This window comes from Mycobacterium intermedium, assembly GCF_002086275.1.
GTDB lineage: Bacteria > Actinomycetota > Actinomycetes > Mycobacteriales > Mycobacteriaceae > Mycobacterium > Mycobacterium intermedium.
In genome coordinates this window covers 64704-75669 of the sequence record NZ_MVHT01000019.1, presented here as the reverse complement: position 1 = coordinate 75669, position 10966 = coordinate 64704, and the positions used below count along the sequence as shown (strand labels likewise).

The following is a 10966-nucleotide window of genomic DNA, read 5'->3' as shown; positions in this document are numbered from 1 at the left end:
ACGTGTCAAACGGGGGTTCCGCCCCCCCCCCTTGTCGGGGGCTAGGCTTTCCCCAACCAGCTTCCCCGGGGGGGCCACTTGGGCGCCCGCGCAGTCCCCCCCCCCCGGCCGCCCCCTAACGGCGCGGCCGATCCCTATTACGTCGGTGGCGCGCGCGGGTGCCATGAAGTCCAGGGTCATCGATACGGTGACCCCCCGCAGGTCGGGTGGCGCCTGCGCGCCGCACCACGCCGCGGCCATCACGGTGACGTCGGCGAGGGTTGCGATAGCCCCGCCGTGCACCATGTCGCCGACGGTGACGTTGGACGGATCCCACGGCAGTCGCAGCCGGACGCCGTCGGCCTCGAGTCGTTCGGCGACGATTCCTAGCTTCGCGACGAATGGCGATGCCGGCAGGAACTGAGCAATGACGTCGCGCCCGCTCGGCGGCGCGTCGGGTTCGGGGTCAGCCATGTGTCCATGCTGTCGCACGCCCAGCGGGGGCAACAGTCATTCGTTGACATGACCGGCCGGGACTGGTTCTATAACTGGGTAATGATCATAAATATGGTCAAATCTACCAACTTTACGGACAAATAGTTAGGTCCTTATGACCAGTACGGTGCACGCCGGCCCCGCGCCCGGCCAGTACGAATTGAGCCATCTGCGCTCATTGGAGGCCGAGGCCATCCACATCATCCGGGAGGTGGCCGCAGAGTTCGAACGGCCGGTGTTGTTGTTCTCCGGCGGCAAGGACTCCATCGTGATGTTGCACCTGGCGCTCAAGGCATTCCGCCCGGGGCGGTTGCCGTTTCCGGTGATGCACGTCGACACCGGCCACAACTTCGACGAGGTGCTGGCCACCCGCGACGAACTGGTCGCCGAATCCGGCGTGCGCCTGGTGGTGGCATCGGTGCAGGACGACATCGACGCCGGCCGCGTGGTCGAGACCAGCCCGTCGCGCAATCCGCTGCAGACCGTGACGCTGCTGCGGGCGATCCGGGAGAACAAGTTCGACGCCGCCTTCGGGGGAGCCCGGCGCGACGAGGAAAAGGCCCGCGCGAAGGAACGGGTGTTCAGCTTCCGCGACGAGTTCGGCCAGTGGGACCCGAAGAATCAACGGCCCGAGCTGTGGAGTCTGTACAACGGGCGCCACCACAAGGGTGAGCACATCCGCGTCTTTCCGCTGTCCAACTGGACCGAATTCGACATCTGGTCCTACATCGGCGCCGAAAACATCAAGTTGCCCGCGATCTATTTCGCCCACCGGCGCAAGGTCTTTCAGCGTGACGGGATGCTGCTGGCGGTACACCGCTACCTGCGGCCTCGCCCCGGCGAAAAGGTATTCGAGGCCACGGTGCGGTTCCGCACCGTCGGTGACGTCACCTGCACCGGGTGCGTGGAATCAGAAGCCACCACCGTCTCGGAGGTCATTGCCGAAACCGCGGTGACCCGCTTGACCGAGCGTGGCGCGACCAGAGCCGACGACCGGATCTCGGAAGCAGGCATGGAAGACCGTAAACGGCAGGGGTATTTCTGATGGCCGCTCCCACCACGCTTTTGCGCCTCGCGACCGCCGGTTCCGTCGACGACGGCAAGTCCACGCTGATCGGGCGCCTGCTCTACGACTCCAAAGCGGTCATGGAAGACCAGTTGGCCGCGGTAGAGCGAACATCCAAGGAGCGCGGTCACGACTACACGGATCTGGCGTTGGTTACCGACGGGCTGCGGGCCGAGCGCGAACAAGGCATCACCATTGACGTCGCCTACCGCTATTTCGCCACGCCCAAGCGGAAATTCATCATCGCCGACACCCCTGGTCACATCCAGTACACGCGCAACATGGTCACCGGCGCGTCGACCGCTCAGCTGGTGATCGTCCTGGTCGACGCGCGGCACGGCTTGCTGGAGCAGTCCCGCCGGCACGCGTTCCTGGCCTCTCTCCTGGGCATCCGCCACCTGGTGCTGGCGGTCAACAAGATGGACCTGATCGACTGGGACAAAGAGAAATTCGAGGCGATCCGCGACGAGTTCCACGCGTTTGCGGCGCGCCTCGACGTGCAGGACGTGACGTCCATCCCGCTTTCGGCGCTGCACGGCGACAACGTGGTCACCAAATCGGACCAGACGCCGTGGTACGAGGGGCCTTCGCTGCTGTCGCACCTCGAAGAGGTCTACATCGGCGGTGACCGCAACCTGGTCGACGTGCGGTTCCCGGTGCAGTACGTCATCCGCCCGCACACACTTGATCATCAGGACCACCGCAGTTACGCAGGCACGGTGGCCAGCGGAGTGATGCGGCCGGGCGACGAGGTGGTGGTACTGCCGGTCGGCAAGACCACCCGGATCACAGCCATCGACGGTCCGACCGGCCCTGTGGAGGAAGCGTTTCCGCCGATGGCCGTGTCGATCAGCCTGGCCGACGACATCGACATCTCGCGCGGCGACATGATCGCGCGTGCCAACAATCAGCCCAGAATCGCGCAGTCTTTCGACGCCACCGTCTGTTGGATGGCGGACGACTCCGCGCTCGAACCCGGCCGCGACTACATCATCAAGCACACCACCCGGACCACGCGGGCGCGGATCACCGCGCTGGACTATCGCCTCGATGTCAACACCCTGCACCGGGACAAGACGGCGGCGGCGCTGAAACTCAATGAGCTGGGCCGGGTTTCGCTGCGCACCCAGTCGCCCTTGCTCCTCGACGAGTACACCCGTAATGCCACCACCGGCTCGTTCATCCTCATCGACCCCGACACCAACGGCACGGTGGCCGCGGGCATGATCCTGCGCGACGTCTCGACACACACCGCCAGCCCCAACACGGTGCGGCACAAGTCGTTGGTGACGGCCGAAGACCGGGCCACCAAGGGCAAGACTCTGTGGCTCACCGGGCTGTCGGGTGCCGGCAAGTCGTCGGTGGCCATGCTGGTCGAGCAGAAGCTGCTCGAAAGGGGTATTCCCGCTTATGTTCTCGATGGTGATAACTTGCGGCACGGCTTGAATGCCGATCTCGGTTTCAGCATGGCCGACCGCGCGGAGAACCTGCGCCGGCTGGCGCATGTCGCCACGCTGCTCGCCGACTCCGGACAAATCGTGCTGGTGCCCGCGATCAGCCCGCTGGCCGAGCACCGCGAGATGGCCCGTAAAGTCCACGTGGACGCGGGATTTCCGTTCTTCGAAGTGTTCTGCGACACGCCGATCGAGGAATGTGAGCGCCGGGACCCCAAGGGGCTGTACGCCAAAGCGCGGGCTGGCGAGATCACCCATTTCACCGGGATCGACAGCCCCTATCAGCGCCCGAAGAACCCCGACCTGCGGCTCACTGTGGACCACACGCTCGAGGAACAAGCGCAGGCCGTGCTCGACCTGATTGAATCGTTTTCATGAGCGATCACCAGCTGGCCGCCGAATTGGCGACGCAGGCCGGGGAGCTGTTGCTCGGTGTGCGCACCGAGTTGGCCGACGCGACCGAAGCCGAGCGAAAGGCCGCGGGGGACAAGCGGTCGCATGACTTCCTGATGGCCGCGCTGGCAAAGCGTCGCCCCGACGATGCCGTGCTGTCCGAAGAGGGCGCCGACGACCCCGTGCGCCTGCGGTCCGAGCGCGTGTGGATCGTCGACCCACTGGACGGCACCCGGGAATTCTCCGAACTCGGGCGGCAGGACTGGGCCGTGCACGTGGCGCTGTGGGAATCCGGTGAGCTCGTCGCGGGCGCCGTCGCGCTTCCGGCGCAAGGTGTTACGTTGTCGACCCCCGACGTCGACCCACCGGCCCCGAATCCCGCCCCGCCGCGGATCGTGGTGTCGCGTACTCGGCCGCCGGCAATCGCTCTGCAGGTTCGCGACAGCCTCGGCGGAACGCTGGTCGAGATGGGATCGGCCGGGGCCAAGGTGTCGGCGGTCATCCAAGGACTGGCCGACATCTACGTACACGCCGGCGGTCAATATGAATGGGATTCCGCCGCACCGGTGGCGGTGGCGCGCGCTGCCGGTCTGCACACGTCGCGGCTAGACGGGTCTCCGCTGCAATACAACCGGCCCGATCCGCTGTTGCCCGATCTGGTGGTGTGCCGGCCGGAGTACGCCGACGCGGTGCTGAGTGTAACCGGCTAGCTGGCAGAATTCGTGGCATGCGGATGTCGGCCAAGGCGGAATATGCAGTGCGGGCGATGGTTCAGCTCGCCACCGCCGAGCCCGGCACGCTGGTAAAGACCGACGATATTGCGCAGGCGCAAGGAATACCGCCGCAATTCCTCGTCGACATCCTCACCAACCTGCGCACGGACCGTTTGGTGCGCAGTCACCGCGGCCGTGAGGGCGGCTACGAATTAGCCCGTCCAGCAAACGAAATCAGCATCGCTGACGTGCTGCGCTGCATCGACGGACCGCTGGCCAGCGTCCGCGACATCGGACTCGGTGACCTGCCTTATTCCGGCCCGACCGTGGCGTTGACCGACGTCTGGCGGGCGCTGCGGGCCAGCATGCGCTCGGTGCTGGAGGAAACCACGCTGGCCGACGTCGCCGCCGATGCGTTGCCGGCGCATGTGGCGAAAATGGCCGACGACTATCGCGATCAGGAGAGCAAGCGACACCGCAGTACGGGCGGTTAGCCGCCCGAGCCATAGGGGCGGGTGAGAATCTCCATCGAATGTCCGGCGGGATCGGGGAAGTAGACTCGGCGAGCGTGCGTGTTGGTACAGCGACACGCCGTATCCGCCGTCATTCTGCGCACGCTCGCGGCGAGTCACACCCGCTACTTCGACGCCGTCAGCTCCAGCGCGATGTTGTCCGGGTCGCGGAACTCCAATATGTACAGCGGCCCAATGTCCTTGACGGGCTCGTGTGAGATGCCAAGGTTGTCGAGATGCGCAGCGGCAGCGTCCAATTCGGCCCGACTGCCCAACCGGAAAGCGATGTGATCCAGGCCGGTGCGGTTCTCGTCAAAGGGTTCGCTGCCCACCGGTCGAAGTCCCAGCAGCGCGCCACCCAGGTCGTAGATGACGCCACCGAACAGGAAACCTAGCTGTTCGCGAGTCGCCTCGTCGGCATTGTCGGGAAGCTCGATCAGCACCGGCCAATCAAACACGCTCTCGTAGAACCGCCGCGATCGCTCGATATCGGTGACTGTCAGCCGGACATGCGCAATCGACGCGCTCGCTAGACCCATCACCCCATGCTGCCAGAATCGCTTTGTGCAGATAGGTATGACCATGCCCGTGATGGAGCCCGCCCTCGACGCCACCGTGTTGCACAGCTGGGCTCGTGCCATCGACGAGGGCCCGTTCTCCTCGCTGTGCTGGGGCGAACGCATCGCATTCGACAATCCCGACAGCCTGACGCTGCTCGGGGCGTTGGCCGCGTGGACGCAGCGGGTGCGACTGGTGACGACGGTGATCGTGCCCCAGCTGCACGACCCGGTCATGCTTGCCAAGGCGCTCGCAACGGGCGACATGCTCAGCGGCGGGCGCCTGACCGTCGGTGTCGGCGTCGGAGGAAGGCACGAGGACTATCACGCCGTCGGCGCCGATCCCAAGACGCAGACGATCCGCGGCATGGCCGAACGGGTGGCGGTGTTGAAGCGGGTCTGGGCCGGGGAAAAGGTCACCGACTCGACCCTGCCGGTCGGCCCATTGCCGGTCCAGGCCGGCGGCCCGCCACTGTTAGTGGGCACCATCGGGCCCAAGACCGTCCGCAGCGCAGCCGCCTGGGCCGACGGCATGGCTGGTACCACCCTGGATCTCGACGTCGCCAAGCAGAACGAGCTCTTCGACGTGGCGCGCGCGGCCTGGGCAGAGGCAGGCAAGCCTAGACCCCAGCTGACGACGTCGTTCTGGTTCGCGTTCGGATCGCCCGACGAAGCGCGTTCGCAAGTGCATCGGCACCTGCGCCGCTACATGAACTGGATACCTGCGGAGTACGTCGACGCCATGGCGCCGACGACCGGCTGGGCCGGCAGCGAAGACGAGCTGCTGCAAGTATTTCGGAGATTCGAGGCGATCGGTACCGACGAAATCCAGCTCATCCCAACAAGTTCCGATCTCGAGCAACTACACCGTGCTGCCGACGTCGCCGCGCGACTCTGAGGTGCACTGCGAGACTTGCGCAATCAACGCCACAAGGCGGTCGATGACCCCGGGTGACAGGTCGTGACCCATGCCGGCGATGGTGACAAGCCGGGCGCCGCTGATGGCCGCCGCCGTGGCTCGGCCACCGCTGGGATGCACGATGGGGTCGCGATCGCCGTGAATCACCAATGTAGGCGCGGTGACTCGGCGTAGTTCCGCGGTGCGGTCACCCGACTTGTAGACGGCGTTGATCTGCCGTGCGACACCGGCTCCGGCTGCCTGACGCAGGCCCCGATCCCAGGCTCTCGTCGCGTACTCGGCCGCCGCCGACATGTCAGGGGCAAACCCCTTGCCCGCCAAGTGTTCCACCAGCCGCAGGTGCTTGCGGATGAATTCCTTGCGGGTCCGCGAGCCGGGGTTGGCCAGCAAGAGCTGCGTCGACATCGCGGCTTGTCCGACCCGTCGGCTGCCGGTGGTGGAGAAGATCGACGTCAATGACAAGGTACGGGTCGGGTAGCGGGCCGCGATCGTCTGGGCGATCATTCCGCCCATCGACATTCCGACCACGTGGGCCCGCTCGACGCCGAGGTGGTCGAGCACCGCGACGGCGTCGCCGGCCATGTCGGCCAGGTCGTAACCGTCTTGGCGGGGACGCTGGAGCGCCCGGCGCCACAGGCTCGGTGGCGGGGTAGTGGCCGGGGTGGTGCGGCCGACGTCGCGGTTGTCGAAGCGGATCACGTAAAACCCTTGGGCAACAAGGCCATCGATCATCTCCCGAGGCCACGAGGTCAGGTCCAGCGTCAGGCCGGCGATCAAGACCAGGGGGCTACCGGACGGATCACCGTCCGTCCGGTAGCACACCTGCCTGCCGGCGCCGGCCGGGCAGAAACGATCGGTCATGCCGACACCGCCACCGGGGCCGTGCGGGAGGCGTGGGCAGTGCTGAAGTGCAGGTGTCGATCCACCACCGGGCGGCCACGCAGCAACTTGACGTCGTCGTAGTAGCTCGAGGACATCAGCCACGGTGCGTCATTGCCCTGCTTGGGCATCAGGTGTACCGCGCGTTGCACGTATCCGGCGGAAAAATCCAGCAGCGGACGTGCTTCCATGTCCGGATCGTCGACCTCGGGACGGGCGGTGTCGTAACCGTGGGCGTCCATGTGGGCCAGCAGTCGGCAGAAGTGTTCGCACAGCAGCCCGACCTTGAGCGTCCACGACGAGTTCGTGTACCCGACGGCGAACGCGAAGTTCGGCACACCGGAGAGCATCATGCCCTTGTAGGCGAACGACTTGGTGAGGTCCACCGGCTCGCCATCGATACTCAACGACATCCCTCCGAGCAGCTGCAGGTTCAAACCCGTTGCGGTGACGATGATGTCGGCATCCAGGTGTTTGCCCGACTCCAGCTCGATGCCAGTTTCGGTGAACGTCGCGATGCGATCGGTCACCACCGAGGCGCTGCCGTCGCGGATGGCTTTGAACATGTCACCGTCGGGAACCGCGCACAACCGCTGGTCCCACGGGTTGTAGGTCGGGTTGAAGTGCTCGTCGATCGGATAGCCCGCGGGCAATTGCTTGGCGTTGAGGTAGCGGATCGCCTTCCTGGCCGCGCCGGGGAACGTCTGGCAGAACTGGTACACCACACGCTGCCGCAGGATGTTCTTCCGTCGCGAGAGCGCGTACCCGCGCTTGTCGCCGAGCAACTTCTTGGCGGTGTTGGCGAATGTGTCCTTCGCCGGCACCGGCATGATGTAGGTCGGTGAGCGCTGCAGCATGGTCACGTGTCCGGCCGTGCCGGCCATCGCCGGCACCAGGGTGACCGCGGTCGCCCCGCTGCCGATGATGACCACCTTCTTGCCGGTGTAGTCCAGGTCCTCGGGCCAGTGCTGCGGGTGCACGATCTGCCCTCCGCCGGCGACGAAGCGGTCACGGCCCTTGAACTCGGGGGTGTAGCCCTGGTCGTACCGGTAGTAGCCGCCGGCCATGAAGATCCAGTTGGCGCTGAACTGCACGAGGTGGCCGGTCTGCACGTTCTCTGCGTCGACGATCCAGCGCGCTTCGGCGCTGGACCACTGCGCACCCAGCACCTTGTGGTGGAAGCGGATCTTCTCGTCGATCCCGTTCTCAGCAGCGGTCTGACGCAGGTAGGCAAGAATCTTGTCGGCGCTCGCGATCGCGTCGTCGTCCTGCCACGGCTTGAACTCGTAGCCGAAGGTGTGCAGGTCGGAGTCCGACCGGATGCCCGGGTAGCGGAACAGGTCCCAGGTGCCACCGGTGGCGCCGCGCGCCTCGAGGATCGCGTAGGTCCGACCCGGGTGGTCTTTCTGCAGGTAGTAGGCGGCGCCGATGCCGGAGATCCCGGCGCCGACGATCAACACGTCGACGTGCTCGACCTGACTGGCGACATTGCCTGCGGTGCGGTCCATTGGTGGCTCCTTGGGATGATGCTGGATTCGATACTCGAATCGTCCCGTTTCCAGGCCCGGTCGCGATAGCGCAAAATGACTCAAAATCGCGCTGTAATGGTGCATAATGCACCACCGGGGCTATCCTGAGCCGATGCCGTGGAAACCGCCATCACCTCGGTGTAAAGAGCTGATCCGGCAGATCGCGCAGATCGTCGTCAGCCCGCAGCGGGAGTGGCTCGAGCAGTTCGACCGTGCGGTGCTTGCGGCCAGCCCGATGATCGCGGCCGACCCGGAGCTGGCGGCTGCCGTGAGCCGAAGCAACCGGGACAACCTCTACTGCTGGGGAACGGCCAACGTGCGCGACCCCGGTGCGCCGGTGCCGGCGAACACCGGGCCCGAAGTCATGAACGTCGCACGCGAGCTCGTCCGCAGGGGGCTCACGGCTTACACGCTCGACGCCTACCGAGTGGGCGAAGGGGTGGCCTGGCGGCGACTGATGGAGATCGCGTTCGAGCTGACCTCCGATCCCAACGAACTCCACGAGGCGCTCGATGTGTGCTCGCGCTCGATCAGTGCGTTCGTCGACACGACGCTGGCCGCCATCGCCGCCCAGATCGAGTCGGAGCGGGACGAACTCACCCGTGGCAGCCACGCCGATCGTCGCGAGACCGTCGCACTCATCCTCGATGGCGCGCCCATACCCCGGCGGCGGGCCGAGGACCGCCTCGGCTATGCCCTGACGGGCACCCACACCGCCGCCGTCATCTGGAGCGACACCCCGGCCGGTGATCTTTCTCGGCTGGACAAGGTCGCCGAGGCGTTCGGTCATGCCACCCGCGCGCGGCCGCTGATCGTGCTGGCCAGCACGGCTACCCGTTGGGTCTGGGTGCCCGGCAACAAGGCCGGTGACCAGCCAGATATCGGTCCGCTGAGGCAGGCGGTCGAGGCGCTGCCCGACGTCCGGGTGGCCGTCGGACCGACCGCCGCCGGTATCGACGGATTTCGACGCAGCCATTTCGACGCCGTCACCACCCAGCAGATGATGGCGCGCTTGCAGTCACCGCAGCGCATTGCGCTGTTCGGCGAGGTTTATCTGACCGCGCTCATCACCGCCGACACCAACCGGGCCGCCGAGTTCGTCCATTACGCTTTGGGTGACCTCGAATCTGCCGACAGCGAATTGCAGGACACAGTAAGGGTTTTCGTCAACGAGCAGTGCAACGCTTCCCGCGCGGCGGCGCGTCTGTTCACCCACCGCAATACCCTGTTCCGGCGGCTGGCCCGCGCCGACGAGCTGCTGCCCAGGCCGCTGTCGGAATGCAGCGTCATGGTCGCCGCCGCGTTGGATGTGCTGCGCTGGCGCGGGCAGCCGTGATGCCCGGCTCACGCTAAGCCCACACTAGGAGGGTGCCCTTCATCGAACCCGTAGCGTCCCGCGAGATCTACCGAAATCCGTGGATGGTGCTCCGCGAGGACGACATCCGCCGACCCGACGGCAGTAGTGGCATCTACGCCGTGGTGGACAAGCCCACCTATGCCCTGGTGATCCCGTATGACGGGCGACGCTTCCGGCTGGTGGAACAGTTCCGGTATCCCGTGGGCGCGCGGCGCTGGGAGTTCCCACAGGGGACCGCACCCGGCCTGGCCGAGCTCGAACCGGCCGAACTGGCCCGGCGTGAGCTGCGCGAGGAAACGGGGTTGCTCGCGGCGTCCATGGAGGCATTGGGTCAGGTGGACATTGCACCCGGGATGACCAGCCAGCGCGGGTGGGTGTTCCTGGCTACCGGGATCTCGGAGGGCGAGGCCGCACGCGAGCATGAAGAACAGGACATGCGCAGCGAGTGGTTCGCGCGCGACGAAGTGGAACGGATGATTCGCGCGGGAGTGATCGTCGATTCGCAGTCGATCGCGGCCTACGGCCTGTTTCTGTTGCGCGGCCGATGAATTCTGGCGCCGCCCTCGGTCTGTAGGTGTATGACCATCACAGAGTGCAACCTCGACGGGTACGGGGCGCCGACCATTGAATGGGCCCGTGTCGAATCGGTGCTGGCGAGCCAGCTGCCGCAAGCGCCGGGAACTGGGGGACCGCAGCGTCACACCATGTGGCTGAGCACGATCAACCCAGACGGCCGCCCTCATGTGGTGCCCGTCGGGGTGATCGTGTCCGGAAGTCGTTGGTACTTCACATCGGGCCCGGCAACGCGGAAGTCCCGCAACCTGACTCGCGATGCCCGTTGCGTGATCAGTGTCGCGACCGAGCCTTTCGACCTCGTTCTCGAAGGTCAAGCCGATCGCGTTACCGACTCCGATGAATTGCGCACTGCAGCTGAAGCTTTCGCTGCTGACGGCTGGCCCGCTCGGGTCGAGGGCGATGCGTTGACGGCGGGCTACAGCGCCCCGTCGGCGGGCCCACCGCCGTGGTACCTCTACCGCCTGACGGTGTCGACGGTATTCGCATTCGGGACATCCGAACCGCTGGGTGCCACCAAATTTCAACTGGACTGATACC

12 protein-coding genes and 1 pseudogene are annotated in these 10966 nt (G+C 66.0%); 8 read left to right on the top strand and 5 right to left on the bottom strand.

Annotated elements, in window-relative coordinates; genetic code table 11:
• On the bottom strand, window positions 1-453 hold a 453-nt coding region (locus BST27_RS09605; RefSeq protein ID WP_083148447.1), incomplete at its 3' end, for a PaaI family thioesterase.
• Window positions 454-589: 136 nt separating this feature from the next.
• Between BST27_RS09605 and cysD the strand changes: the two genes are divergently transcribed.
• The 4 genes from cysD to BST27_RS09585 are packed head-to-tail and all read left to right on the top strand — an operon-like array spanning window position 590 to window position 4594.
• Window positions 590-1519 (top strand): sulfate adenylyltransferase subunit CysD, encoded by a 930-nt coding sequence (gene cysD, locus BST27_RS09600; protein ID WP_069418842.1) that lies wholly within the window; start codon window positions 590-592, stop codon window positions 1517-1519.
• Entirely contained in the window at window positions 1519-3372 is a 1854-nt protein-coding gene (cysN, locus tag BST27_RS09595; protein WP_069418841.1) for a sulfate adenylyltransferase subunit CysN, read from the top strand. Before cysD ends, cysN begins: the two co-directional genes overlap by 1 nt.
• A complete protein-coding gene (locus BST27_RS09590; protein WP_069418840.1) occupies window positions 3369-4097 on the top strand; it encodes a 3'(2'),5'-bisphosphate nucleotidase CysQ in 729 nt (242 codons plus the stop codon). Before cysN ends, BST27_RS09590 begins: the two co-directional genes overlap by 4 nt.
• Before the next feature lie 17 nt (window positions 4098-4114).
• Window positions 4115-4594 (top strand): Rrf2 family transcriptional regulator, encoded by a 480-nt coding sequence (locus BST27_RS09585; RefSeq protein WP_069418839.1) that lies wholly within the window; start codon window positions 4115-4117, stop codon window positions 4592-4594.
• Here the strand turns inward: BST27_RS09585 and BST27_RS35010 are convergent.
• Together BST27_RS35010 and BST27_RS09575 are read right to left on the bottom strand one after the other, a co-directional pair.
• Window positions 4591-4677: pseudogene (locus tag BST27_RS35010) on the bottom strand (VOC family protein); the annotation flags it as partial. The gene BST27_RS09585 and the pseudogene BST27_RS35010 overlap by 4 nt on opposite strands.
• Before the next feature lie 60 nt (window positions 4678-4737).
• Window positions 4738-5151 carry a VOC family protein gene (locus tag BST27_RS09575; protein WP_069418838.1) on the bottom strand — a complete coding sequence of 138 codons (414 nt, stop codon included), beginning with the start codon at window positions 5149-5151 and terminating at the stop codon, window positions 4738-4740.
• Between the two features lie 37 nt (window positions 5152-5188).
• Here BST27_RS09575 and BST27_RS09570 point away from each other — a divergent pair, with 37 nt between their 5' ends.
• Entirely contained in the window at window positions 5189-6067 is an 879-nt protein-coding gene (locus tag BST27_RS09570; RefSeq protein ID WP_069418837.1) for an LLM class flavin-dependent oxidoreductase, read from the top strand.
• Here the strand turns inward: BST27_RS09570 and BST27_RS09565 are convergent.
• Window positions 6032-6949: an alpha/beta fold hydrolase gene (locus BST27_RS09565; RefSeq protein ID WP_069418836.1), complete on the bottom strand. Its 918-nt coding sequence runs from the start codon at window positions 6947-6949 to the stop codon at window positions 6032-6034. The genes BST27_RS09570 and BST27_RS09565 overlap by 36 nt on opposite strands.
• Window positions 6946-8475 carry a flavin-containing monooxygenase gene (locus BST27_RS09560; RefSeq protein ID WP_069418835.1) on the bottom strand — a complete coding sequence of 510 codons (1530 nt, stop codon included), beginning with the start codon at window positions 8473-8475 and terminating at the stop codon, window positions 6946-6948. Before BST27_RS09560 ends, BST27_RS09565 begins: the two co-directional genes overlap by 4 nt.
• Window positions 8476-8608: 133 nt before the next feature.
• On the opposite strand from BST27_RS09560, the gene BST27_RS09555 reads away from it, so the two are divergent.
• The 3 genes from BST27_RS09555 to BST27_RS09545 all read left to right on the top strand — a co-directional run bounded on the left by BST27_RS09555 (window position 8609) and on the right by BST27_RS09545 (window position 10962).
• Window positions 8609-9832, top strand: a complete 1224-nt coding sequence (locus BST27_RS09555) for a PucR family transcriptional regulator (RefSeq protein ID WP_069418867.1) — start codon at window positions 8609-8611, stop codon at window positions 9830-9832.
• 83 nt (window positions 9833-9915) lie between these two features.
• Window positions 9916-10401, top strand: coding sequence for an NUDIX domain-containing protein (locus BST27_RS09550; protein ID WP_197518100.1), 486 nt, complete (start codon window positions 9916-9918; stop codon window positions 10399-10401).
• A 30-nt stretch (window positions 10402-10431) separates the two neighbouring features.
• Window positions 10432-10962: a DUF447 domain-containing protein gene (locus BST27_RS09545; RefSeq protein ID WP_069418833.1), complete on the top strand. Its 531-nt coding sequence runs from the start codon at window positions 10432-10434 to the stop codon at window positions 10960-10962.
• Window positions 10963-10966 lie beyond the last annotated feature (4 nt).

Bases quoted from the DNA above. Each gene is read 5' to 3' on its own strand.
- BST27_RS09575 (WP_069418838.1), bottom strand. From the start codon at position 5,151: ATGGGTCTAGCGAGCGCGTCGATTGCGCATGTCCGGCTGACAGTCACC.
- BST27_RS09565 (WP_069418836.1), bottom strand. From the start codon at position 6,949: ATGACCGATCGTTTCTGCCCGGCCGGCGCCGGCAGGCAGGTGTGCTAC.
- BST27_RS09585 (WP_069418839.1), top strand. From the start codon at position 4,115: ATGCGGATGTCGGCCAAGGCGGAATATGCAGTGCGGGCGATGGTTCAG.
- cysD (WP_069418842.1), top strand. From the start codon at position 590: ATGACCAGTACGGTGCACGCCGGCCCCGCGCCCGGCCAGTACGAATTG.
- BST27_RS09570 (WP_069418837.1), top strand. From the start codon at position 5,189: ATGACCATGCCCGTGATGGAGCCCGCCCTCGACGCCACCGTGTTGCAC.
- BST27_RS09550 (WP_197518100.1), top strand. From the start codon at position 9,916: ATGGTGCTCCGCGAGGACGACATCCGCCGACCCGACGGCAGTAGTGGC.
- BST27_RS09590 (WP_069418840.1), top strand. From the start codon at position 3,369: ATGAGCGATCACCAGCTGGCCGCCGAATTGGCGACGCAGGCCGGGGAG.
- BST27_RS09545 (WP_069418833.1), top strand. From the start codon at position 10,432: ATGACCATCACAGAGTGCAACCTCGACGGGTACGGGGCGCCGACCATT.
- BST27_RS09560 (WP_069418835.1), bottom strand. From the start codon at position 8,475: ATGGACCGCACCGCAGGCAATGTCGCCAGTCAGGTCGAGCACGTCGAC.
- BST27_RS09555 (WP_069418867.1), top strand. From the start codon at position 8,609: ATGCCGTGGAAACCGCCATCACCTCGGTGTAAAGAGCTGATCCGGCAG.
- cysN (WP_069418841.1), top strand. From the start codon at position 1,519: ATGGCCGCTCCCACCACGCTTTTGCGCCTCGCGACCGCCGGTTCCGTC.